The following is a 23,496-nucleotide window of genomic DNA, read 5'->3' as shown; positions in this document are numbered from 1 at the left end:
CATTGGACACCAAAAAGTCCAGAAGACTTCTCCTGGACTTTTCCTGTTTGCTTTATGCTATTTATCTTTAATCTGCCGCCAAGCTTCATCAAATCCGACAGTCTTATCGTTACCGCGTTCCTTAATCTGCCGGTCAACACCCTGATTAATCAAAAACAAGGTTTCTTGTAGTGAATGCCACTCATCCGCATCCACCACAATCTTTTCCGAATTCTTCTCACTCACTTACAACCACCGCCAAGCCTTATACAGATCCTGCCGGTGCTGCGTCTCGTGCGTCTGAGTTGACTGGACGAGCTGTGCTTGAATGGCCGCCCACTGGGCTTCACTCATCAAAATGGCGCCGTCATCGGTTTGCTGAGACGATGCAATCTTGACGGCCTTTCCGGCATGAACTTGCCGTAACAAGTCTAGTAGATTCTGTTGCGCATCAATTGGTGAATACACTTTTTCCATTGGCCATTCCTCCCATAGTTCACAGACAAGCTAACGACGTCGACAAACCTATTTGGTTAACCCTAAGCGGTTAAAGATAAAGTCCACGCGGCGCAAGTGGTAATGATAATCAAACGCATCATCAATCTGAGCTGGCGTTAACCGTTGCGTAATTTCCGCATTGGCTTCCACCAGTGGCCGGAACTGCGTCTGTTGGTCCCAGGCTTGGGCGGTCAACGGTTGGACCAAGTCATAAGCAGCCTCACGACTGAGTCCCGATTCAATCAGCTTCAACAATAGCCGTTGACTGTAAATCAGTCCGTACGTCCGGTTCATATTGGCCTTCATCGTTTCTGGGAAAACATCCAAGTTCGTCAAGATGCCGTTAATCCGGTGTAGCATGTAGTCTAACAGCGTCGTGCTTTCAGGCAAAATCATGCGTTCAGCTGAAGAATGAGAAATGTCCCGTTCGTGCCAGAGACTCACGTTCTCATACGCCGTGACCATGGTCCCCCGTAAGACGCGGGCCAGGCCGGTCACATTTTCGGAACCGATGGGGTTACGTTTGTGCGGCATGGCTGAGGAACCCTTTTGTCCGGCACTAAAATGTTCTTCCACTTCATGGATTTCTGAGCGTTGTAGGCTCCGAATCTCCGTGGCAATATTTTCAACACCCGTCCCAATCAAGGCCAACATTGAAATGTAGTCCGCGTGCAGGTCCCGCGGCAGCACTTGGCTGGCAATTGGTTGCGCACTGATGCCCAGCTCTTCACAGACTGAGGCTTCGACTTCTGGTGGCACGTTGGCAAACGTCCCGACTGCCCCACTGATTTTCCCGGTCTCCACGGCGGTTGCGGCTTGGTCAAAACGCGCCAAGTTCCGTTCCATTTCCGCGTAGAAGCGCGCAATCTTTAAGCCAAACGTGGTGGGTTCGGCCTGAACCCCATGGGTCCGACCAATCATGACCGTGTCCTTATAATGAAGCGCCATGTCCTTAAGCGTCGCAATCAACGTCACCAAATCCTGTCGTAATACGGCGTTGGCTTGCTTTAATCGGTAACCCTGAGCGGTGTCGACCACGTCCGTGCTGGTGACCCCAAAGTGAATCCATTTGCGTTCGGCGCCTAATGATTCCGAAACATCCCGCGTGAAGGCAACCATATCATGGTGGGTGACGGCTTCAATCTCGGCAATGCGGTCGACATCAAAGGTCGCGTTCTCACGAATCTTACGTGCATCTTCAGCAGGGACTTCGCCCAACTTTGCCCAAGCCTCATCAATGGCAATCTCCACGGCAAGCCAAGACTGGTACTGGTTTTCTAGGGACCAAATCTGGCCCATCTCTGGTCGGGTATAGCGTTCTAACATGCACATTTCCTCCTCGAAAATAGGTAAAACACGAACATTAATTTTAATTTTCGTTCTTTTCTCTGATATCTATTTTATCACAGAACATCCCACTTTAGCTAGTGATTTACGCGTTATATCCCTTATTAATTAATTTCTACCCATAATTAAAAGAACTTTATACTGCATTATTAAATAAATTGTTCGCTTTTCACTTGATTTTTAATTCCGAACTTGATACACTTATTCTTGCTGGGTGTTCGGCCCGGCAAATAATAACGATGAGGTGTTTGCAATGTCATCAACAGTAGTAGTTGGTAGTCAATGGGGCGATGAAGGTAAAGGAAAGATCACGGATTTTCTGAGTGAGAAGGCTGATGTCATTGCCCGCTACCAAGGTGGTGACAATGCCGGCCACACCATTGTTTTCAATGGCCAAACGTTCAAGTTACGGCTGATTCCTTCTGGAATTTTCTACGCCGACAAGCTGAGTGTGATTGGTAATGGGGTCGTCGTCAATCCGAAGTCTCTGATTGCAGAACTGACTTACCTCCATGAAAATGGTATTTCTACCGATAATTTACGGATTTCCGACCGGGCGCACGTGATTTTGCCCTACCACATTTTGTTAGACCAAGCGCAAGAAAAGGCGAAGGAAAACAAGATTGGGACCACCAACAAGGGGATTGGCCCGGCTTACATGGATAAAGCCGAACGAATCGGGATTCGTATCGCGGATCTGTTGGACCACGACATTTTCGCTGATAAATTACGCCAAAACTTAATTGAAAAGAATAATGTTTTAACCAAGTTATACGATGTCGAACCGCTTAACTTTGATGATGTTTTCGATGAATACTATGCACTGGGCCAACAAATCAAAGGCCACGTCACCGACACATCCGTCGTGATCAACGACGCAATTGACGCCGGCAAGAATGTTCTCTTCGAAGGCGCTCAAGGGGTAATGTTAGACATCGACCACGGGACTTACCCATTCGTCACGTCCTCGAACCCCGTTGCCGGTGGAGTAACCATCGGTGCCGGTGTGGGCCCAACCAAGATCGACCACGTTGTCGGTGTCTGCAAGGCCTACACGTCACGAGTCGGTGATGGTCCTTTCCCGACTGAACTCTTTGATGAAATTGGGGACACCATCCGTGAGACTGGCCACGAATACGGGACGGTTACCAAGCGTCCTCGCCGAATCGGCTGGTTCGACAGCGTCGTTCTTCGCCATGCCAAGCGCGTTTCTGGTTTAACGAGCCTGTCTCTGAACTGTCTCGACGTGTTGACTGGTCTCAAGACTGTCAAGATCTGCAAGGCTTACGAATTAAACGGCGAGGCTATTTACCACTACCCCGCTAGCCTAGTTGACCTGGACGCTTGCCAACCCATCTATGAAGAATTCCCTGGCTGGACGGAAGACATCACCGGCTGTCACTCAGTCGAAGAACTTCCCGTCAACGCCCAAAACTACGTCAAACGCCTCGCCGAATTGGTGGGTGTGGATATCGCCACGCTCTCCGTTGGCCCCGACCGTGAACAGACCAACATTTTACAAGACGTCTGGAACGCCTAACCCCACGAACAAGGAGTGACTGCACATGCATCCTGCTGAAGTATTTGATTACGAAGATATTCAACTGATTCCTAACAAATGTATCATCGACAGTCGAAGCGAGGCCGATACCAGTATTGAATTTGGCCCCCACCGGTTTAAAATTCCGGTCGTTCCCGCGAACATGGAAACGGTCATCAACGAACCCCTAGCCATTTGGCTGGCCCAGCATGATTATTTCTACGTCATGCACCGGTTCCACCCAGAAGAACGCCGCGGCTTCATTGAACGGATGCACGCCAAGTCCCTCTTTGCTTCCATTAGTGTGGGGGTCAAAGACGACGAGCACGCCTTCATTGACGAACTTGCCGCAGCCGACCTGGTACCTGAATACATCACGATTGATATCGCGCACGGTCACAGTGACGCAGTCATTCGGATGATCAAGCAAATCAAGACCAAGTTGCCCGATAGCTTCGTGATTGCCGGAAACGTCGGCACTCCTGAAGCCGTTCGGGAATTGGAAAACGCCGGTGCGGACGCTACCAAAGTCGGTATCGGACCTGGTAAGGCCTGCATCACCAAGCTCAAGACGGGCTTCGGGACCGGTGGCTGGCAACTCGCGGCCGTTCGGCTCTGCGCCAAGGCTGCCCGGAAGCCAATTATCGCTGACGGCGGGATTCGCTACAACGGCGACATCGCCAAGTCAATTCGTTTCGGTGCTAGCATGGTCATGATTGGCTCAATGTTAGCCGGTCACGAACAATCGCCTGGTAGTCTGTTAACGATCGACGGCCGGACCTTCAAGCAATACTGGGGTTCCGCCTCTGAAAAGCAAAAAGGCGCCTACCGCAACGTTGAGGGCAAGCAGATGCTGGTCCCTTACCGCGGCGACATCGCCAACACGTTAAACGCCATGCAAGAAGACCTGCAATCCTCAATTTCCTACGCAGGTGGCCGTAACCTGCTGGACATTCGGACCGTGGACTACGTTATCGTGAAGAGCTCCATCATGAACGGCGACAATTACTAGACAAAAATAAAAGTCACGCGTCCTTTCCGGTGTGGAAAGTGACGCGTGACTTTTTGCTACATAATTTAGTTTAAAAAACGAGCCCGAATATCAGCCAACTTAGACCGCCGTAACATGAACCAGGCAACGCCGCCATAGACGACCAGTGGTCCGATGCCAGCCCAGGCAGGTAAATTTACGCCCTGCTGAAGCAGTCCCGTATTGACCAACACCTGGGCATCCTCCAAGAAATGCCACGCAATCGTCCACAATAAACTCCCCGTCCGGAGATACATGGCACTCGTCAGTAAGCCAAACCCGAACGCCATCAGAACTTGCCCGATAGTCATCGTCAGACTCTGGTGTGACAGATTGATCAAATGGCTCGCAGCAAACAATAGACTACTGCAAATCACCGCCAGCCACACGCCCCAACGCACATGGTTGGCAAACCGCCGTAGAAATCCGCCGAGCAAGATGCCTCTAAACAGTGTCTCCTCAAAGATGGCAATCAGCAACGCCAGTAACACCAGCAGGGCTGAGTGCCCCGTAAAGTGTTTGGCCGTGACCAGTAAGGACCCGTTCAAAACCATAAAAAATACGGGTACCCCGTTAGTCTTAACCTGTTGCCAAAATGACAGTTCCGACTTTAAATGGATCGGCACACCTAACCAAAACCGATTAGCCAAACAAACAATCGTTAAGACAACAATTTCTTCCAAAAACGATGTTAACATCGTCGACAAACTGGCCTTTTTCAGCAAATAGCCGACGACATTCATCACAACGATCACCAGTACCCACGTTAAAATGAGCTGGTACGCCGGTTGTCTTCTCCCCTGATTTAATTCCAAAAAAACTCTCCCCTTCTTTTTCCACTTAAAATTCAGTCTATCGCTAACCAACACAAGCTTCCCCGAAATTTCTGCATCAGTAGCGATTAAGCTAGTTACTTCGTTTCAGCGGTCAAAACGGCCGTCTTATCCGGTTTGATCCCGAAATAGGTTGGAATCAATTCGGCTAAGGCTGCCATGGCTTCATTGGCACGGGCAGCCTGGTCGGCGTTGACCGATTCCATCACGACAATCCCGTTGGTGGTGTCGTCCGTCAACATGGTCCGTTGGGCTTCCCGCCAGTTCAGACTCCGGCATACGGCGCCATCTTCATCGTAGTAAATCATTTCGCCAGCCCGGGCCGGGTCATCCTCTTCTGCACCCAATGGGAAGAAGGATTCGCCGCCTTGTGCCTTGCCTAAATGCAGGTCACCGGCAATTTTATCCCGGTCTTCAATGCCGACTGGCACGCCGTAACGCAGTGAAATACTGTTATACACGTCAACCAGTGGCTCGATTGGGGTAAACTCGTGGCCCTGACTAGCCCGCTTTAACAAGGCTTCAATCGAAGAACGCGCGCCTTTACGCTTGGGAAATTGTTGGTAAGCCTCCCGCCATTCGGCCACCACCGGGTTGTTCCGGAAGGGGTCAACCTTGGTAAATTTGTCGGATTCCGCCGTCGCCGTGCGCAATAATTCTTGGCGTTCAGCCAGATTATCATCCGTATCGTGGTTATCAAAACCCGTCAGCCACATCAAATTGATCTGGGCCTCCGGATACGTTTGCCAAAAACTATCGTCAATAATAACATCCTTCATCGTCATAGTTCTATTCATCCTTTCGGTTAATCGCTGGTTTAATTACTTACTCTCTCATCATAAGCTACTGGTAAAAATTTGCAACGATAGTCAAAAACGACCCATCCTATTTTGTGGATGAGTCGTTTTGTGTTTTTTATTATAACATTTTCTAACTATGCTTTACCGAATCACCAGCACCGAGACCGGCGCATACTTAGCCATGTACGCGGCCTGGCTACCAAAGTGACGACTGACACCCTTCTTGGCGATTGACCCGACAATGAGAATGTCCGGCTTAATCTGGGGAATGATTTCCTTCACGATGGTCTCACCCGGCTCCCCCTCCGCAATCATGATGCGGACGTCGGCAACCCCCGCGTCCTCTGCCTGTTGCTGGTACTCGCGGACGTGTCGTTTCAAATCATCATATTGGCCGTGAATGAAATCCGTATCCAGCGCCTGGTAAACGTTCATGGTTTCCTTTTCCAAAACCGACGCGATCACCAACTCGGCACCGTCTCGTTTCGCCTGATGAATCGCGTACCTAAAGGCTAACAAGGCATCCGCCGAATCGTCGACGCCGACTAAAATTCGTTTAAACGTGGTTGGCATGCACTCATCCCCCTACTTTTCCTTCGCCGCTAGCGATGCGGCTAGGCGCTTGTTGCCAAAATGTAATTCCACGATGGTCCACGCCAGCAAGCCCAATACGGCCGCAATCAACGCGTAGGCAATGCCATTGGCCAAGGCCAGCGTGCCACCCGTCACGTTACTGCCGAAGAAAGCCTGAACTTGCCCCGGCATGCCTTCCAGGTTCAACCCGGTCAAGGCAATGACGGAGAACCAGCCTAAAATTTTAAGCCACCAGGAGTTCTTGAAACGCTCGCCCATTTCCAATTTGCTATCGGTCATCATCAAGAGAGGTAGCATGGAAAATGGCAGGGCAAACGCCAGAAAGACTTGCGAATTGTTCATTAAATCATTCAGTGCTTCGTGTTCCGCAATCGCACTCTTGCCGCTGGTCAACATGACACAGATCAAGACGGGAATCACGGACAGCAGACGGGTCACCAACCGCCGCAACCACAGGGGCATCCGCATGTGCACGAAGCCTTCCATGATGACTTGCCCGGATAGTGTCCCGGTAATCGTGGAGTTTTGCCCGGAAGCCAGTAAAGCCACGGCGAACAACGTGGATAAGACCCCGGTCCGTGCGACACTGCTCAGAACACCATTGCTCATGGTCGTCGTATCTGACAGCGCGTGGAACAGGCCGAAGAAGGAAGGATCTTTGACGGCACCGGTCTTGAAGACGGCGACCCCCATGATCAGCAGTAACGCGTTGACGAAGAAGGCAAAGGTCAGTTGAATGTTCGAATCCAGCCCGGCAAATTTAACCGTCCGCGCCACGTCTTCCTCATCGTTGTGGTCGATCGAGCGCGTCTGTGAAATGGCCGAATGCAGGTACAAATTGTGCGGCATGACGGTAGCCCCGATGATGCCGAGGGCCCCGTTTAATGGCGTCATTCCAGCAACCGCATGTCCAGTTGAGAACGTTTCACCGGTGGGAATCAGGCCCTTGAAGACGCCACCCCAATCGGGATTGGACAAGGCAACCTGATAGACGAAGACGAAGAGAATCACCATAATCAGGCAAACCACGATGGCTTCAATTTTCCGGAAGCCGACCTTGGTCAGCAATAATAGCAACAGCACATCAAAGACCGTGATGAAGACGGCGATGACTAACGGGATGTGGAACAGCAGGTACAACGCAATCGCTGCCCCAATAACTTCCGCGATATCCGTCGCCATGATAGCCAATTCAGTTAATAACCATAAAACCACCCCTAGTGATTTACTGGTCCGCGCGCGAATGGCTTGGGCCAGATCCATCTGACTCACGATACCAAGTTTAGCCGCCATGTATTGCAACAGCATCGCAATCAAACTTGACATCAAGATGACAGACATCAGCAGGTACTGGAAATTTTGACCACCGGTAATTGACGTCGACCAGTTCCCGGGATCCATGTACCCCACGGCAACCAACGCACCAGGCCCTGAGTACGCAAACAAGGTTTTCCAGAAACCAATGTCCTTGGGCACCTTGACCGTCCCATTGATTTCTTCTAGTGAGCGGCCGTTCGCATATTCAATCAGCTTGTGCTTCTTTTCTTCTGGCATGCTCTCACTCCTCCTGGTCAACTTTTCTGACCAAAGCTAGTGTACGGCAATGCCTAGCTACCGGCACTGTTAAATGACGAGTCGTTAAATTTAGGGGGGTGGCGGTTAATTTTAAGGAATTAAAAAAGCCGCTAAACCACGTTTTAGTGGGCTAACGGCTTAGTTCGTACGCTTTTACTATCTTACATCGATGTTGCATCGCCTACCGGGCAGTTAAAAATAGGCCGGAACGCGGTGGGCAGGACGCCAGAAGCCTGAGAAGCGGTCTTCTGACTCGCTTTGAACCGCATAAACCGCATTTCAAAGTCGCCATTTCCTGAGGAAAATCCTCAGGAAATCCCACGGCTGAGCCTATTTTTAACTGCCCTCTCGGCTAACATCGATGTCACTCATCAGCTCTGACTGAAACCTCTCTCTATGACTAACACTTACTAAGCCAATAAATCAGTCAGTATCTGCATTAATAAATTCAAATTTTCTATATTTCTACTTTTAATCCCTACCGAATGACCATCACAGAAATTGGTGCGTACTTTGCCATGTAAGCCGCTTGGCTCCCGAAGTAGCGGCTGACACCCTTTTTGGCGATTGAGCCGATGACCAGTAAGTCTGGCTTGACGTGGGGAATCACGTCGCGGACGATGGTTTCCCCGGGTTCGCCTTCCGCGATAACCATTTTCACGTCTGCAACACCGGCATCTTGAGCCTGCTTTTGATAGGCTTGCATGTGCTCACGCAACTCGTCTCGTTCCCCGTGGACGTAGTCGCTATCTAAGGCCTGGTAGACGTTCATGTCATCGTGTTCCAGCACTGACACAATAATCAATTCGGCTGCATCTCGTTTAGCTTGGTGGATGGCGTAGTCAAACGCTAGTAACGCGTCTGCCGAGTCATCGACCCCCACTAAAATTCGTTTAAATGTCGTTGCCATACGCTAAGCCTCCTCATTTCCTAAAGACTTTTCAGCCTTCTCAGCTGCCAGTTCTGCGATTAACCGCTTGCTCCCCTTGTGGAGTTCTAGAATCATCCAAGCTAACAGAATAATAATGGCCGCGTCCAAAACGTAAGCAATCACATTTGCCGTGGATGTTTGGCTCGCCGTGATGGCATTGCCGTAGAATCCTTGGATAGAAGCTGGCATGTTGATCAGGTTCAAGTAGGTCAGGGCCAGCACAGAAATCCAGCCGAGCACCTTGATCCACATCGCGTTCTTGAACCGCTTGCCCATTTCAACCGCACTGTCCGTCATCATTAACAACGGCAGCATAGAGAATGGCAAGGCAAAGGCCAAGAAGACTTGCGAGTTGTTCATCAAATCATTTAATGCCTCATGTTCATCGATGGCACTCTTGCCACTGGTCAGCATGACACAAATTAGTACGGGAATCACGGACAGTAGCCGGGTGACTAAGCGCCGCAGCCACAATGGCATCCGCATGTGCACAAAACCTTCCATGATAACTTGACCAGACAAGGTCCCGGTAATCGTTGAATTTTGCCCAGAAGCTAACAAGGCAACGGCAAACAGCGTTGACAGAATCCCCGTCCGCGCCACGCCAGCCAACACACCGTTACTCATGGTACTGGTATCCGACAAGGCTTGGAACAGACCGAAGAACGATGGGTCTTTGACGGACCCACTCTTGAAGACGGCAACCCCCATGATCAACAGTAAGGCGTTCACGAAGAAAGCCAAGGTCAATTGGATGTTGGAGTCCCAGCTGGTAAATTTAACCGTCCGGGCCACGTCTTCTTCATCGTTATGATCAATTTCCCGCGTTTGCGAAATGGCTGAATGCAGGTAAAGGTTATGGGGCATAACCGTCGCCCCAATGATTCCCAAAGCCCCACTGATAGGCGTTTGCCCACCAATGTGTGGTGTGGAAGCGACCGTCTTCATGCTAGGAATCAAGCCGCCAAAGACGCCACCCCAGTCAGGGTTAGACAAGGCGACTTCGTAAGCGAAGACCACCAAAATCACTAAAATCAGGCAAACCACGATGGCTTCAATCTTCCGGAACCCAATCTTGGTCAGTAACAATAAGAGCAAAACATCTAACACCGTGATAAACACGGCAATGACCAATGGAATGTGGAACAGCAGATATAAGGCAATTGCGGCCCCAATAACTTCCGCAATATCCGTTGCCATAATGGCAAACTCCGTCATGATCCACAGCACGATGCCGAGGGACTTGCTGGTCCGTGCCCGAATGGCTTGGGCCAAGTCCATTTGACTCACGATACCAAGTTTAGCCGCCATGTATTGCAGTAACATCGCGATCAAACTTGAAATCAAGATAATCGACATTAATAAGTATTGGAAATTTTGCCCACCAGTGATGGACGTTGACCAGTTACCTGGATCCATGTAACCGACCGCAACTAACGCACCAGGCCCGGAGTACATAAATAGTGTTTTCCAGAACCCTTTCCCCTTTGGTACTTTAACGGTACCGTTAATCTCTTCAAGTGACCGCCCATTGGCATATTCAATGAGTTTGTGCTTCTTTGGTGTATCACTCAAAATCAAGACCCCCTTCTGTTTCCTACAAGGCCCATTGTACCGTAAAGTTTACTTAAATCAAATAGAAATTTAGGGTGACTTAACTTTAAAATGTGAACTTGTTAATAATAATATTCGTAATTTAAGCGGTTTCATCCCCGGCCTTTCGCCACTGAATTTAGTGAACTGAATAAGTGAAATCCATCGAAAAAATTTTTTGGTTCACAAAACTTTTGCACGATAAATGCCGTTAATTAGACAATTTATTTTAAAATAAGCATATAAGACTATCACGATAATTATGATTACGCAGAAAGATTTGCAACTTTCGGCCGTTACCAGTAGAATTTAAACTAGTAAAATAAATTTTTAGGGGTACTTAACTATTTTCAATTCACTGGGGAGTTGATTGGATGTCGAACCATCAAAATACTTATTTAAAGATCATCGCGGAGTGTAGTTTTGCCCGCACTCGCGTCAGCAATAAACAGATTATTCACTTCGCCAACGTGACACCCGCCACGGTCACCGAGACGACCCGCCAGCTACAGGCGCAGGGCCTCGTTCATCGACGCCGCTATACGGGGGTGACCCTGACCGAACAGGGTAAGGCCGTCGCCGGCCAGTTGCTCTACGCTTACCGGTTGTGCGAGGTCTTTTGTGATCAGCAGTTACACCTACCTCTCGCGCAAATTCCAGCACAGGCCTGGCAAATGGCCGATGCCTTAACCCCCGTCACGGTGCGTGCGCTGGCCGAGTACCTCGACCACCCACAGCGGAGTCCCTTTGGCGGCCTGCTAGATTCGACGGCCCTGCCGGACGATAGCCACATCACCCGTCTCAGTGACGTGCCAGTGGCGACGACCGTCACCCTGACCGGCTACCTGGAAACGGCTAATTTGGTGGCTTACGTCGATCACCTGGACCTCCCGTTGAACGTGCCAATTACGATTACCGCGCGCGATGAGGAACTCCATCTGCTCTATCTACAGCTGCCGGACGACCGGGAAGTGACCGTGAACGCGCTGGTGGCCACGTACTTGTATACGGTGCCAGTTATGGCTTCGGTTGAAAGTTAAACGATTAGAATACGTTAAAGGCAGCGGACACGACTTTAGAAACTACGTCGTGCCTGCTGCCTTTTTAGATTGTTATGGAGATAAAATGGAAAATTATTAGCCTTAAGTTTACGACAATCATCTGCCAATACACACCCTGTTATTTTCCCGGTAATCTCTATAGGTGCCATATGCAAAATAGCCACAAACAATCATCAAGGCTACGATTTGAAACCAGAAAAAATATTTGATATAGAAATTGAAATAGATAAACAAAGGAATTTCAATCACACCAAATACCATTAAAATCCAATTGGGTACACGCTTTACGAAAATCAAAACGCCCCAAAACAAATTCACCAACATCTCAATATTCACAACTGTCCAGCCTATTCCCCATGAATTCCGTCCCCAACTGGCATTACTCCCCAAAATATCTACTCCATTACTAAGTGCAACGAACAGTATCACAGTACCCAACGCAAGATTGACTCATTTGTTCGTCATTCTTTTTCTATTCATGCCAAGCTCCTTCAATCTGTTCGCTTAGAACGTTATCTAACTCAAAAATCCAAAATAGATAACCATCCCCAGCACCATAAAACTAAAACTAATAATCGCGAATCGCTTTTGATTTAAGAATGAACAGATTGTAAATGCTATCGCAAAGACTGTGGTTATCCCCCACACCCAATTATTAATCGGGGAAGCCGCCTGAGCGGAAATGGCTTCCTCATTTATCATGTAACCTAGAATACAAAATGCCGTAACTACGAGCCCAAAGAATCCAAATAATTTCATGGGTATTTGATTATTACGCAATGTCATCCCTTCTCCCCAACCATTCCATAAGTACATTAACCACGGTCCAACCGCATAGGCAGGCGTCGCAACATATTTATCATAGAAATGATTCTTAGAAACCTTATGTACCACTACAACGTCCACGTCTGCGCTCTCTGTAGAAAAAGGCACATTGATTTGATAATGTAACTGACTCTTGCTGCCACTGTAGTACTTAATTTCTGATTTAGGCAGCTTGCTGGGTCCTGAAAGCACAGCCGCAATTGGATGACCACTTTGCAAAATACACAGTCTAACGGCATTGCTCGGAATAAATGGGGTAAATGTCAGAAACAACACCAACAATACTAGTATCATCTCCAACCAGCTAACAGGCTTTTTGAGCCATTGCTTAATGTTATCGCGCATACCACTCACCAACTTTCCTTATATTTTTTCGAATCACTGCTTAAAATAGACTCTGTAAAGCATATCTGATGCACCTTTAGCTACCGTTCCCGGTAGTCTCGATAAGTCCCATACACAAAATACCCACAAACAATTGTCAGAATCAAAACCCGAAGCCAGAAGAAATATTGAACATAATAATTAAAATAAGCAAAAAAGGCTAAGCCACTCACACTCACAATCAGTAAAATCCAGTTAGGTAGGCGCCTCACGAAAATTAAGATACCCCAGAGTAAATTTACCCACATGCCAATATTCACGATTGTCCAGCGTATTCCCCACGGTTCCGAACCAGCACCAGCATTGCTTGCTAAAATTTCTAGTCCGTGTCCCAAAGCTAGAAACAGTACCACCAACCCGATTATCATATTGCCCCATTTGTTCATTGTTCTTTTTCTGTTCATACTAAACTCCTCCGCCACCCGCTCTCATACAAGTCTCACGTTAAGCATTGCTCGTCCTAACTTTATAATTGCGATAAGTCCCATATGCGAAGAATAGACAAGCCAGACTTAAGATCAAGTCCTGGAACCAGAAAAAATACTGAACGTAGATATTCAGATAACCAAATAAAGATGTTCCCATTAATCCTAAGATAAATAAGAACCAATTTGGAACCCGCTTAATCAAGATAGCTACGCCCCAAAACAAGTTTACCCACATCTCAATATTGACAACTATCCAGCTTACTTTCCATGGTCCTGGAGCCAATTCGTGATTGCTTGCCACAGTGCTTAATCCATTTACCAATGCAATAGCCAATACTAAGAGGGCCATGATTATGTTTAGCCACGTTGCGATTGTTCTTCTCTGATTCATGTTTGCCCCTTTACTTGTAAGCCAATTACCTGTAGAACCCTCACCGGCTTAAGATTGACCAGACAGATGCACAACTAATTTATACCGAGAACAGCGTCCAAATAGGTATCAAATTAACCCACAGCATGGATCCCACAATTTGATAGCCAGCTTCACCTGAAATATGACGATGACCAATCCGAAAAGTCACAATCCAATAGATCATAAAGAAAATAATGAAGAACCCAATTATGACCGTATTGGCCAGGAAAACGTCCGCGATAAAGACTATTGCAACACCAAATTTTTCCCATTCGGATAAACTTCTGTAGCGAAAACTACCGATGTTCTCGCTAGTTTCTTCTCCATGCTGAAACATCACCAGTCCCAGCGCTACTACACACCACCCCAAACACAAGACAGCGGAAATAGTCCCTGATTGATTCAGATGAAACCACCCAATTCTCCATTTTGTCAGTACTCCTATAGAGACTAAATTAAAGAATAGAGCGCTTATTGCAAGTTGCCGTTTAGTAACGAAGTTCATCCAATCAAATCCATTTCTACTGAGTTCCTGTCCCCATAAATTAGCCATTTTCCCACTATGCTGTAACGGCTCTAATAGGCTAACAGTGTACATCCTGTAAAAGTGACTGTTAACCATCTTTTGCACTTGTTGTTACCCACACACATTTGCTACCGTGGCTATTTTCATCTCTTTACATTTAAGAGTAAGCCTAATGTCAAGCATAGTAAATACCTTTTCTATTTTTACCGCTAATAGTTATAGCCAAAAACCATTTAACTCACCAATTTCAAAAAAAATAGCCGCTCCCGCTGGAAAGACTATCCAGCGAAAACGACTATTTTAACTAACATTCATATCCATCACGGTCATTTCACAACCACCCACTCATCCTCGGCCCCTAACCTGAGGCCACCCACAAGAACGACTGCTGGTCGTGCAACCACCCGCGATGCTTCTATTCTAACTAGCGATTAACGTCCGTCAGCGGCCATTGAGGCAGCCGTGGCGCTTTGATCATCAGATGATGGCAACCGCTTCAGGCCAACGCCAGTGAACCCACTGAGGATGGAGAAGACGGGTGAGAAGAGACTGAAGAAACAGAATGGTAGGTAAGCCAACGTGGAGACGCCCAACGTATTGGCAGCGAAGACGGCCGCAACCCCCCAAGGAATCAAGTAGTTGATGACGGTCCCGCCATCTTCCAAGACCCGGCTCAAGGCCAAGTTGTCTAATCCACGATCATTAAAGGTTTGCTTGAAAGCCTTCCCTGGTAAGATCACGGAGAGGTATTGTTCCCCAACGAAGATGTTCACACCGATCCCGGACAGGATGGCAGCGGTGACTAAGGAACCAGAACTCTTTAAACGCTTAGCCAATGGCACCATGGCCGTTTGGATGATGTTAAACTGCATCAGGAGGCCACCTAAGGTCAGCGTCAAGATAATCAAGGAGACAGTCGCCATCATGGCGCTAATCCCACCACGGCTCAGTAACGCATCAACACTGGCGTTACCGGTCTTAGAAACGAATCCAGATTCAATCATGGTAGCGACACTACTAATTGACGTTGAAGGCTTTTCGATGAATAACATCACGATCCCTAAACCAACGTTTAACAACAAGGTTTCAATGGCTGGGATTTTCCGCCAAGCACAGACGAACATGACGATGATTGGTAAGGCCGCCCACCAAGTAATGGAGAAGTTGGCGTTTAACGTGGCCACAGTCGTATTGATCTTACCCATGGCGTTACTGTCGGATGCCCCGGTCCCCAGAATGAAGTAGAGGATCAGGGAAACAAAGAATGCGGGAATCGTGGACCACATTAAGTTCTTGATGTGGGCAAATAATTCGGATTCAGCGATGGCTGATGCCAGGTTCGTGGAGTCAGATAGAGGTGAAGTCTTGTCACCGAAGATAGCTCCGGAGATGATGGCCCCAGCGACTAATGCGGGGTTGAAGCCCATCGTGGTCCCCATCCCGAACAGGGCAATCCCAATCGTGGAGATGATGGTGAAGGCACTCCCGATGGACGTCCCAACGATGGCACAGACCAGGAAGACGGATGGCACGAACCATTGCGCAGAGATCAAATGGAACCCGAAGACCATCATAGATGGAATGATCCCAGCGGCGATCCAGACACTGATCAAGGCCCCAATCAACAGGAAGATAAAGATGGGAATGATCCCGGTCTTGATTCCTTCAGTAATCCCGCCGTGGATGGTATCCCAGTCGGCGCCGCGGACCTTCGCCCACAGAATCACTAACGCGATAACCAGCAGGACTGGCGTAGTTGGGGAAAGCCCAAATTTGATAACACCGAGACCCATGATGGCTAACATTGCTAATAAAATAATAATGGCTTCGCCGAAACTAACCGGCTTGTGACTCTTGTTGGATTGTTCTTTCATAAAAATCGCTCCCTCTTATTTGCCAAGTTTTATGTAATAAAAAAATCGTCCCCGCTGCAACTATGCAACAGGGACGATTAAGACTAAACCGTGGTACCACCCAACTTGAGCCACTGGTTCTAGACCCAGTAACTCCACTCTCTAGAAGGTAACGGTTCTAGTCATTCTCCGCCTGGCGTACCAGGACATTCCACTGTATTTCATCGTAATCACCCTGATCGGTTCGCAGCAACCACCGACTTTCTGACACTCAGATGACACGCTACTTGGTAATGGAAATTAGCGTTCTGTATTTGATTGACTTTGATACTATCACGACGACAGATACCCGTCAACCTCTAATTTAATTTTAATCTTAATGGTTGGTCGTTGAATCCGGTGCGGCCATTGACTTTAACGGTGATTTCAAAAAAGTTTAATTAATTTTTCCGCCATCAAGTTCAGCCGTTCTCAGCAAACGTTAATCATTGTAAAACACGCCGGGATATTCTAGCATCCCACCAACGTGGGCCAAGGCCCCTGCCGTTAATGGCTTGATCAAGTGGCTGCCCATCGGCACGGGTAACGTGTTGTGGATGGCAAAGTCTTCGGCCATCACGTAGCCGCGACTGCCATAGTAGTTCATGTCGCCGACCACGCTGATAGCGGGAAAGCCAGCTTGCCGGGCCCGTGTCTCTAACTCACTTAGTAGTTGGCTCCCGACACCTTTGCCTTGCCAGTCGGGATGAACGGCCAGTGGCGCCAAGGCAACCACCGTCGTCTTGTGTTGGTTGCCTCGAATCGTGACCGGGCTCAGTAAGCCGTGGCCCACGACCTGATCAACTGCGGGCTTCGCAACGACTTCCAGGCTGCCCTGGTACTCATACGTTGACCGGAGCTGGTGAATCAAGTCGACCTCGCGACCGTCACTCTCTTCGACGGGGGTGAACGCTGCTGAAACCAATTGGTCTACCTGTTTGAAATCTGTTGGTTGGATTGTTTCAAAACTTAAACTCACTTCGTCTACCTCTCATTTCCTAAGCGATTGGCAACATTACCGTGTTATTATACACGATTGACGCGGAAAATCGACCTTTCCAGTTAGATTTTAGCGAAATCGCTTGAATTTACCACCCCAAACCCCGTACACTGGTACCAACACAATTAAGGAAATCGAGGTACTTAAATTTGACGCACAAACAGCGTTGGGCCGCTATTTCAGCCCTGATTTACGTCGTCTTCGTGGTTGCGGCCATCATGATTGGCTTTTTAGACCCCAGTAAAATTGGTCTAGAGTGGACCATCTTCTGGTACTTTGTCGTTGCCGCGCTCTGTTACTACTTTTATTTTAAAAACGTTACCTACCGTGAAATCGTCTACTATGCTAAGGAACTGGGTCTCCATAAGGCTGATTTAGAGGCGTTAGTGCCCAATCGCAAGGAGACCCAGGACGTTCCCGACCCCGACCATCCGGACTTCTTTAGTCCCTTTGCGAAGGTACCGATTAATGTGGTAAACGTCTTATCCGATAAGCTGATTCCTTTGGCTAAGGAACAGGGGATTTCGCTGTATAAGTAGTTTATTGGTAAATTTACGTTCCCGGCGGCGGGCTCAAGCTGCCCTGCTGTGGGGAACGGCTCCAGCCTGAGAAACGGTCTTCCGCCTCGCAGCTGGTCAACTTGGCCCGTCTCTGGTCACTTACATTGGTGGACTTTTTACATTGTACGTTTAGGCCCTTGTTCTGTATCGGATTATCTCCGTCGAACTTTTCAGATATCATTTTAGCCCCATAAATACTCACGCTATGTTGCGTAGGTGTTTATGGGGCTTTTACTTGCTGTCCGAATATTTTTGAGTTAGTAAAATTTTAGCTGATGATACTGTCGTAGACCGCTAACTTTGCTCTCGCCAGTCTATCCGGAAACTGGCGGCCTCTGAAACGTGCGGAAAGAGCCAGACTCCTGCGCTTAACCAAAATAGGACTTCTGGCCGACGTTGTCGACCAGAAGCCCTATTTCCGTTAATGCTCAGAGTCTAAGCGGCTCTTTCCGCACTCTTCTCTTTTACTTCCGTCCCGAATAGGTCTGGGACTTCTTCAACCATTCTTCGTCATCGGGATTAGGACCCACGCGCTTGCCAGCGTCGAGGTCTGCGATGGCCTTCATTTCGTCTTCATCCAAGCCAAAGGCGAAGATGTCGCGGTTTTGTTGGACGCGTTCTTCGTGGATGGACTTTGGAATCACGATTTCTTCGCGTTGCACGTGCCAACGTAAGATGATTTGGGCGGCGCTCACGTCATGGGCAGCGGCCAATTCATTGATGACCGGGTCCGTTAAGGCGTTGTTTGAACCGCCACCTAATGGACTCCAGGCCTCATGCAGGATTCCCTTGCTTTCCAGGTAGGCGTGCATTTCGTCCTGTTGTAAGTAGGGATGAGTTTCAATCTGGTCAACGACGGGCTTAACCGTGCCGTTTGCCAGGATATCTTCCATCTGCTTTTGATTGAAGTTAGACACCCCAATGTTCTTGATCTTGCCGGCCTTGTACAGGTCTTCCATGGCCCGCCAGCTATCCAGATAGCCAGGTGCTGGCCAGTGAATCAGGTACATATCTAAGTAGTCAAAGCCTAACTTATCCAGCGTTTCTTGGAAGGCTGCCTTGGTTTCATCGTAGCCCCGGACACTGTTCCAAAGCTTAGATGTCACGAAAACGTCTTCGCGTTTGACATCACTCTCGCGGATGGCTTCGCCCACCCACTGCTCGTTGCCGTAGTATGCGGCCGTATCAATGTGGCGGTAGCCAGCGGCCAAGGCCCACTTGATTGAATTCTTCGTATCCTCAGCGTTATCGACTTGGAAGACACCCAGACCGAGCTGTGGAATCCGGTTGCCATTATTTAATGGTAATTCGGGAATATCATTATGCAAAAATAAAACCACCTTTCAAAGTTAGTTCCACTCCTATCATACAATACGTTCGGAAATATCGGGATTAGAATGATTGAAAAATGGCCGAAATCAGGAGTAAAATTTTCTTCTCTTGGCGTTTTGAGGTATTATGGAGGGTGTGGTAGTTTGTCGTCTCGGCGGCAAACTCGTTTTTTCACACCGTTCTGGACATGGAGGTTTTTCAGTTGAACAACCAAGAACCAAAATCACGCGTACAACGGTATAACTTTAATCAGGGGCCGGACCAACCTACCCGCCAGCGGCAACGGAAGCCGCGACGTTGGTGGCCTTGGATCATGACACTGATTACGTTGGCGATTGCCATCTTGTTGGTCTTAGCCATCAATCATCACAATAACGCTGGCTCCAACACCAGTGCATCATCGAGCACCAGTGCCTCCGTCGTGGCCAAGTCATCATCCGCGTCGGAACAGGCCGCCTTCGAGAGCTTTAAATCAACGTACAGCAGCTACAATGACAACGGGTTAACCGTGACGCAAAAACAAAAATTACAAAGCACCATCAATGAAGAGTCTAACAGCGCCGTGCAAGACCGCGAGCAGAAATTATTGAATCAGGCCCAAACCAAAAAGAGTTCGGCCAATTCAACGAGTTCTTCTTCGGCTAGCAGCCATGCCGATGCCACGTTTGCTAGCACCCATACCTTCTCCTCTGTCGCTGACGCTCAAAACTGGGCCCAAGCGTCTAAGGACCAATGGTTGCAGGCAGGCTACACCACCTATACCATCACGTCCGATGGTCAAGGTAATTACAATTTACAGTTTGTCCGTTAACTTTTTAGCGCGAGCCTAACCGGGTTCGGGCTATTTTTTTGGCGTCGATTTTTCCAGTCGGTCGAGCTGATTCTGTAACTGGTCGACCTTGCCGGTTAGCGTATCAATTTTCGTTAAGAGCGCGGTGATATCCGTCTGCTGCTGGACCTCTTGCGCCGTAGCCGATTGAGAGGCCCGGTCAGCGATAAAGTCCGTAATCGTACTGGTCAGCAACCCAATAAAACCAATACCGCCAACCATCAGGAAGCTGGCAATGATTTTACCAAAGGCCGTGTGGGGCGTCTCATCCCCATACCCCACGGTGGTCGCCGTCGTGATGGCCCACCACAGCGAATCGGCCAGGCTCTGCTTCTCCGTCAGCGAAAAGAGAAAAGCACTCAATACAATGATCGCCACACTAATTGAGAATAAATAGATAAACCCCGTTTGATAAATGAACCGGTGATAGGCTTTGGTCCACTTACCAGAGATGCCTAACCGCCAGAACAGATGATGGAACCGAATCAGCCGGACTAAGCGGGCCAGCCGAAAGAAGGCGAAGACCGGGTGTAACGGGATGATACCCAGCAGGTCAAACGCCGACTGAATCAGAAAAATTTTACGATTCTTGGTGATCATCAGGCGCACCAAATAATCCATGGCAAAAATCGCCAACAACCCGTTGGCAATCGCCATTTCGACTGCGTAGTTTCCCTGCTTTAAAAAGAGTAACCCGACATTCAGTACCGAGCCCAACGTCAAGGCAGTAACCCCCACGTGATAGGCAATCAGGCCACGTGATTGCTTGGCCATAGTGTTTCCCCTTCCCCCATGACTTATTTGTTGTCCGACATAAGTTACCTTCTAATATAGTCAGATTCCACATTTTTTCCAGCCATAATCGTTAATTTTAGTGATTTAGTAAGAAAATAATTGCAAACTTAATGTTTCGTCTAAAAAGGTGTCTCTAGCCAAAGTTCTCCCCAGTATACCCAAACGGCAAAGTCATTTCTACAGTCATCGTACCCATCCCCCAAATCATTCTCCACCCAAGCAAAAACCGGGCCCAACCAGTTCCTAGTCAACTGGTTGGACCCGGTTCAATTTAGTTAATCATTAGCGGTTGCGTGCGCATTTTTCACAGCAACCTGGTCAAAGAAGGCCGGCACTAACTGCTTGTAGACCTCAATGGCCTGCAGATATTCCGTGACGGAGATGTACTCGTCAACTTGATGTGAGGTATTACTGCCAGGACCCATTTCAATGCTGGTGAAATCGCCCTTAGCTCGCAAGAATTCCGCCCCATCATTGGCGCCGCCTGACCCGACCACCTGCGTATCGTGATCACAGACCGTATCACTGATTTGCTTAGCCAATTGCACCAGTGGCGCATCGGGATCACCCGGAATGGCCTCCTCAGGGTAGCTGTAGCTCAGTTCAAGCTGCACGCCATCCTCCTGGTTCAGTTGGGCGATCAAGGCCTCTAGCTCGTCGTAGATGACCTGGTTGGGGTAAGCCGGAATCGTCCGCATGTTGGCCATCAACTCGGCATGGGCGGGAATCGAATTGATTTGCTCCCCACCAGAAATCAGATCAACGTTGTGTAACAGGCCGCCCAGCACAGGGTCGGTCTTGGTGTGTTGTGCCATCAGGGGACCCACGGCGTTATAAAATTTCATCAAATTATCAATGGCGTTGATGCCCTTCTCTGGGTGCGCGCTATGACTGCCCTTCCCGGTAGAAACGACCTTGTAATCAATCACGCCCCGCGCGGTGTAAACGACGTTGTCGAGGCCACTGGGCTCTGCGATGACCAGCCCGGCTAAGTTGTCTGCGTAGCCCGCATCAGTCAAAGTAGCGGCGCCGTATTCACCGGTTTCCTCACCGACCGTCGCCAGCAAGCGAATACTCCCGGCTAGCGGCGTGCCCGTTTCCAAAAATTCCAGCATGGTAATGACGATTGCCGCCAGACCACTCTTCATGTCGGAAGCGCCCCGACCAAAGAGCTGGTCGCCCACAACTTCACCGGCAAACGGTGCGTGTTGCCAAGCCGCTTCATCCCCCGCGGACACGACGTCCATGTGCCCAGACAGGCCAATCATCGGCCCGTCCGGGTTGCCGATTGTCACGACCAGATTGTCGCGGTTCTCTGCAAACGGCACCTTCTCGACCTTGGCCTGTGGATACGAGGCGAATAGGCTAGCAATGTAGTCGGCCACATCGGTTTCGTGGTCGTTAACGGATTTAATTTGAATTAATTTTTGTAAAATTTCAATTTTCTTTGCGGGCGTCATGGGCGTCATCCTTTCTCGGTACCAAACTTATTGTTATTCATCATACGCCCGTTAACCAAAAAATCAACCAATTTCTGTAATTTTATTACTTATATCTATTTTATACGCATTTTTATACATTATTAATGAATATTCGCGGAACGACTACCTCCTGCGGTATAATAATGTTAAGGATTGATCATAGGAGGGGTTTTATGAGAATTTTTGTGCCAACCGAAAACGGCTTCTTAGCCGACGAATACAGTAAGCACGCCACTGGCGACGACGTTTACGATGGGACGCCCGTCAAGTCGTTCCCTATCAGCCTATCCAAGATTCCCAAGAAAACACAGACCATTGCGCTGAACCTCATCGACTTCGATGCCGTTCCCGTCAGTGGCTTTCCGTGGATTCACTGGGTGGCCGCGAACTTCCCTGGCACCACGCGTGAAATTACCGCGGATGTGTCCCGGACGAACGCGATTCCCCACGTTCACGGCCGCAACAGCAATGCCGGTTCCCTCATTAATAACACGGACCCAGCCATTTTCCAAAACTACACGGGTCCCTTCCCACCTAACGGCGACCACGATTACAGCCTGACCGTCTACGCCCTGAACACCAAGCTAGACCTGGACGAGGGCTTCTGGTTGAACGACCTGCTCCATCAAATCAACGGCCACGTCCTCGACACCGCAACGATTACGTTACGCGGACGCGTTTAAACTTAAAAAGAAGGCTAATTATGGAACAGCACTATACCAACATCCTGGTTCCCGTAGACGGTTCAGTCCAAGCGGAACTGGCCTTAAAGAAAGCGGTCATCGTTGCCCAACAAGACAATGCCCACATTGACCTCTTAAACGTCTTGCGCATCAACCATTACGGTTTCTATGCGAGTGGCTCCATGCCCGGTGGCGTGATTCACGACTTGGTCGCAGACGCCACGTCCTACCTGGACTCCCTGGTCCAAACGACCCGTGCGGCCACCGGCTTCAAGGATATGGCCATTCACGTGCGTTTCGGCAATCCCAAGACGGTCATTTCCCACGAGTTCGTCACCGACCATAAGAACGATTTGATCGTCATTGGGGCCACCGGGATGAGCGCCGTTGCCCGGATGGTTGAAGGCTCCGTCACGGCTTACGTTAGCCGAATGACGGCGGTCGACGTCTTCGTGGTCCGGACCGATGAAAATGGTTTGGCCATTGACGCTTCAACAGTTGCGACAAAGAACAAGAACCAACCAAAATTTTCTTAAAAACGCTAAAATTCCCCGCTAGCTGTATTTCA

General features: G+C 48.9%; 25 protein-coding genes. 7 read left to right on the top strand and 18 right to left on the bottom strand.

Features of this window, described 5'->3' with window-relative positions:
- Positions 1-57: 57 nt before the first annotated feature.
- Genes JUF13_RS09870 through purB form a run of 3 tightly spaced genes read right to left on the bottom strand, consistent with a single transcriptional unit; the run spans position 58 to position 1,803 of the window.
- Positions 58-225: a hypothetical protein gene (locus tag JUF13_RS09870; protein WP_203639540.1), complete on the bottom strand. Its 168-nt coding sequence runs from the start codon at positions 223-225 to the stop codon at positions 58-60.
- Complete coding sequence (locus JUF13_RS09865) at positions 226-456, bottom strand: hypothetical protein (protein WP_203639539.1); 231 nt, start codon at positions 454-456, stop codon at positions 226-228.
- Positions 457-504: 48 nt separating this feature from the next.
- Entirely contained in the window at positions 505-1,803 is a 1,299-nt protein-coding gene (purB, locus tag JUF13_RS09860) for an adenylosuccinate lyase (RefSeq protein WP_203639538.1), read from the bottom strand.
- 274 nt (positions 1,804-2,077) lie between these two features.
- Between purB and JUF13_RS09855 the strand changes: the two genes are divergently transcribed.
- Positions 2,078-3,364, top strand: a complete 1,287-nt coding sequence (locus JUF13_RS09855; RefSeq protein WP_203639537.1) for an adenylosuccinate synthase — start codon at positions 2,078-2,080, stop codon at positions 3,362-3,364.
- Positions 3,365-3,389: 25 nt separating this feature from the next.
- Entirely contained in the window at positions 3,390-4,376 is a 987-nt protein-coding gene (locus JUF13_RS09850; protein ID WP_203639536.1) for a GMP reductase, read from the top strand.
- Between the two features lie 65 nt (positions 4,377-4,441).
- Here the strand turns inward: JUF13_RS09850 and JUF13_RS09845 are convergent, their stop codons facing one another.
- From JUF13_RS09845 to JUF13_RS09820, 6 genes are all read right to left on the bottom strand, one after another.
- The gene (locus tag JUF13_RS09845; protein ID WP_203639535.1) at positions 4,442-5,209 is read right to left on the bottom strand and encodes a CPBP family intramembrane glutamic endopeptidase; all 768 of its coding nucleotides are present in this window, start codon (positions 5,207-5,209) and stop codon (positions 4,442-4,444) included.
- A gap of 95 nt (positions 5,210-5,304) precedes the next feature.
- On the bottom strand, positions 5,305-6,006 hold the full coding sequence (locus JUF13_RS09840) for a B3/B4 domain-containing protein (RefSeq protein ID WP_203639569.1): 702 nt from the start codon (positions 6,004-6,006) through the stop codon (positions 5,305-5,307).
- Positions 6,007-6,168: 162 nt separating this feature from the next.
- Positions 6,169-6,600 (bottom strand): universal stress protein, encoded by a 432-nt coding sequence (locus tag JUF13_RS09835; protein WP_203639534.1) that lies wholly within the window; start codon positions 6,598-6,600, stop codon positions 6,169-6,171.
- 12 nt (positions 6,601-6,612) lie between these two features.
- Positions 6,613-8,175: an Nramp family divalent metal transporter gene (locus JUF13_RS09830; RefSeq protein WP_203639533.1), complete on the bottom strand. Its 1,563-nt coding sequence runs from the start codon at positions 8,173-8,175 to the stop codon at positions 6,613-6,615.
- Between the two features lie 499 nt (positions 8,176-8,674).
- Complete coding sequence (locus tag JUF13_RS09825) at positions 8,675-9,106, bottom strand: universal stress protein (protein WP_203639532.1); 432 nt, start codon at positions 9,104-9,106, stop codon at positions 8,675-8,677.
- Between the two features lie 3 nt (positions 9,107-9,109).
- Entirely contained in the window at positions 9,110-10,702 is a 1,593-nt protein-coding gene (locus tag JUF13_RS09820) for an Nramp family divalent metal transporter (protein WP_125765378.1), read from the bottom strand.
- Positions 10,703-11,094: 392 nt separating this feature from the next.
- Between JUF13_RS09820 and JUF13_RS09815 the strand changes: the two genes are divergently transcribed.
- Entirely contained in the window at positions 11,095-11,760 is a 666-nt protein-coding gene (locus JUF13_RS09815; protein WP_203639531.1) for a metal-dependent transcriptional regulator, read from the top strand.
- 117 nt (positions 11,761-11,877) lie between these two features.
- On the opposite strand, the gene JUF13_RS09810 is transcribed toward JUF13_RS09815, so the two are convergent.
- The 6 genes from JUF13_RS09810 to JUF13_RS09785 all read right to left on the bottom strand — a co-directional run bounded on the left by JUF13_RS09810 (position 11,878) and on the right by JUF13_RS09785 (position 17,227).
- The gene (locus JUF13_RS09810) at positions 11,878-12,171 is read right to left on the bottom strand and encodes a hypothetical protein (protein WP_203639530.1); all 294 of its coding nucleotides are present in this window, start codon (positions 12,169-12,171) and stop codon (positions 11,878-11,880) included.
- 126 nt (positions 12,172-12,297) lie between these two features.
- Entirely contained in the window at positions 12,298-12,951 is a 654-nt protein-coding gene (locus JUF13_RS09805; protein ID WP_203639529.1) for a hypothetical protein, read from the bottom strand.
- A gap of 80 nt (positions 12,952-13,031) precedes the next feature.
- On the bottom strand, positions 13,032-13,394 hold the full coding sequence (locus JUF13_RS09800; protein ID WP_203639528.1) for a hypothetical protein: 363 nt from the start codon (positions 13,392-13,394) through the stop codon (positions 13,032-13,034).
- A gap of 494 nt (positions 13,395-13,888) precedes the next feature.
- Positions 13,889-14,383, bottom strand: a complete 495-nt coding sequence (locus tag JUF13_RS09795) for a hypothetical protein (RefSeq protein WP_203639527.1) — start codon at positions 14,381-14,383, stop codon at positions 13,889-13,891.
- A gap of 404 nt (positions 14,384-14,787) precedes the next feature.
- Positions 14,788-16,230 (bottom strand): Na+/H+ antiporter NhaC, encoded by a 1,443-nt coding sequence (gene nhaC / locus JUF13_RS09790; protein ID WP_203639525.1) that lies wholly within the window; start codon positions 16,228-16,230, stop codon positions 14,788-14,790.
- Positions 16,231-16,690: 460 nt separating this feature from the next.
- Positions 16,691-17,227, bottom strand: a complete 537-nt coding sequence (locus JUF13_RS09785) for a GNAT family N-acetyltransferase (RefSeq protein WP_203639524.1) — start codon at positions 17,225-17,227, stop codon at positions 16,691-16,693.
- 170 nt (positions 17,228-17,397) lie between these two features.
- Here JUF13_RS09785 and JUF13_RS09780 point away from each other — a divergent pair, with 170 nt between their 5' ends.
- The gene (locus JUF13_RS09780) at positions 17,398-17,787 is read left to right on the top strand and encodes a hypothetical protein (protein WP_203639522.1); all 390 of its coding nucleotides are present in this window, start codon (positions 17,398-17,400) and stop codon (positions 17,785-17,787) included.
- 485 nt (positions 17,788-18,272) lie between these two features.
- Here JUF13_RS09780 and JUF13_RS09775 read toward each other — a convergent pair whose 3' ends face one another.
- On the bottom strand, positions 18,273-19,136 hold the full coding sequence (locus tag JUF13_RS09775; protein WP_125765388.1) for an aldo/keto reductase: 864 nt from the start codon (positions 19,134-19,136) through the stop codon (positions 18,273-18,275).
- A 206-nt stretch (positions 19,137-19,342) separates the two neighbouring features.
- Between JUF13_RS09775 and JUF13_RS09770 the strand changes: the two genes are divergently transcribed.
- Positions 19,343-19,951, top strand: a complete 609-nt coding sequence (locus JUF13_RS09770; protein ID WP_125765389.1) for a hypothetical protein — start codon at positions 19,343-19,345, stop codon at positions 19,949-19,951.
- A gap of 30 nt (positions 19,952-19,981) precedes the next feature.
- Here JUF13_RS09770 and JUF13_RS09765 read toward each other — a convergent pair whose 3' ends face one another.
- Positions 19,982-20,743 (bottom strand): potassium channel family protein, encoded by a 762-nt coding sequence (locus JUF13_RS09765; protein WP_203639520.1) that lies wholly within the window; start codon positions 20,741-20,743, stop codon positions 19,982-19,984.
- A gap of 296 nt (positions 20,744-21,039) precedes the next feature.
- Positions 21,040-22,224 carry an ArgE/DapE family deacylase gene (locus JUF13_RS09760; protein WP_203639518.1) on the bottom strand — a complete coding sequence of 395 codons (1,185 nt, stop codon included), beginning with the start codon at positions 22,222-22,224 and terminating at the stop codon, positions 21,040-21,042.
- A 194-nt stretch (positions 22,225-22,418) separates the two neighbouring features.
- Between JUF13_RS09760 and JUF13_RS09755 the strand changes: the two genes are divergently transcribed.
- Complete coding sequence (locus JUF13_RS09755) at positions 22,419-22,928, top strand: YbhB/YbcL family Raf kinase inhibitor-like protein (protein ID WP_125765392.1); 510 nt, start codon at positions 22,419-22,421, stop codon at positions 22,926-22,928.
- 20 nt (positions 22,929-22,948) lie between these two features.
- Positions 22,949-23,464 (top strand): universal stress protein, encoded by a 516-nt coding sequence (locus JUF13_RS09750; protein ID WP_164511360.1) that lies wholly within the window; start codon positions 22,949-22,951, stop codon positions 23,462-23,464.
- Positions 23,465-23,496 lie beyond the last annotated feature (32 nt).

The organism is Levilactobacillus wangkuiensis (assembly GCF_016861605.1).
GTDB classification, from domain to species: Bacteria; Bacillota; Bacilli; order Lactobacillales; family Lactobacillaceae; genus Levilactobacillus; species Levilactobacillus wangkuiensis.
This window is presented reverse-complemented; position numbering and strand designations above follow the sequence as displayed.

What these genes read in the sequence shown, in the direction of transcription:
- JUF13_RS09865 (WP_203639539.1), bottom strand. Translation starts at nt 456, where the DNA reads ATGGAAAAAGTGTATTCACCAATTGATGCGCAACAGAATCTACTAGAC.
- purB (WP_203639538.1), bottom strand. Translation starts at nt 1,803, where the DNA reads ATGTTAGAACGCTATACCCGACCAGAGATGGGCCAGATTTGGTCCCTA.
- JUF13_RS09855 (WP_203639537.1), top strand. Translation starts at nt 2,078, where the DNA reads ATGTCATCAACAGTAGTAGTTGGTAGTCAATGGGGCGATGAAGGTAAA.
- JUF13_RS09850 (WP_203639536.1), top strand. Translation starts at nt 3,390, where the DNA reads ATGCATCCTGCTGAAGTATTTGATTACGAAGATATTCAACTGATTCCT.
- JUF13_RS09840 (WP_203639569.1), bottom strand. Translation starts at nt 6,006, where the DNA reads ATGAAGGATGTTATTATTGACGATAGTTTTTGGCAAACGTATCCGGAG.
- JUF13_RS09835 (WP_203639534.1), bottom strand. Translation starts at nt 6,600, where the DNA reads ATGCCAACCACGTTTAAACGAATTTTAGTCGGCGTCGACGATTCGGCG.
- JUF13_RS09830 (WP_203639533.1), bottom strand. Translation starts at nt 8,175, where the DNA reads ATGCCAGAAGAAAAGAAGCACAAGCTGATTGAATATGCGAACGGCCGC.
- JUF13_RS09825 (WP_203639532.1), bottom strand. Translation starts at nt 9,106, where the DNA reads ATGGCAACGACATTTAAACGAATTTTAGTGGGGGTCGATGACTCGGCA.
- JUF13_RS09815 (WP_203639531.1), top strand. Translation starts at nt 11,095, where the DNA reads ATGTCGAACCATCAAAATACTTATTTAAAGATCATCGCGGAGTGTAGT.
- JUF13_RS09805 (WP_203639529.1), bottom strand. Translation starts at nt 12,951, where the DNA reads ATGCGCGATAACATTAAGCAATGGCTCAAAAAGCCTGTTAGCTGGTTG.
- JUF13_RS09800 (WP_203639528.1), bottom strand. Translation starts at nt 13,394, where the DNA reads ATGAACAGAAAAAGAACAATGAACAAATGGGGCAATATGATAATCGGG.
- JUF13_RS09795 (WP_203639527.1), bottom strand. Translation starts at nt 14,383, where the DNA reads ATGGCTAATTTATGGGGACAGGAACTCAGTAGAAATGGATTTGATTGG.
- nhaC (WP_203639525.1), bottom strand. Translation starts at nt 16,230, where the DNA reads ATGAAAGAACAATCCAACAAGAGTCACAAGCCGGTTAGTTTCGGCGAA.
- JUF13_RS09765 (WP_203639520.1), bottom strand. Translation starts at nt 20,743, where the DNA reads ATGGCCAAGCAATCACGTGGCCTGATTGCCTATCACGTGGGGGTTACT.
- JUF13_RS09760 (WP_203639518.1), bottom strand. Translation starts at nt 22,224, where the DNA reads ATGACGCCCGCAAAGAAAATTGAAATTTTACAAAAATTAATTCAAATT.
- JUF13_RS09755 (WP_125765392.1), top strand. Translation starts at nt 22,419, where the DNA reads ATGAGAATTTTTGTGCCAACCGAAAACGGCTTCTTAGCCGACGAATAC.
- JUF13_RS09750 (WP_164511360.1), top strand. Translation starts at nt 22,949, where the DNA reads ATGGAACAGCACTATACCAACATCCTGGTTCCCGTAGACGGTTCAGTC.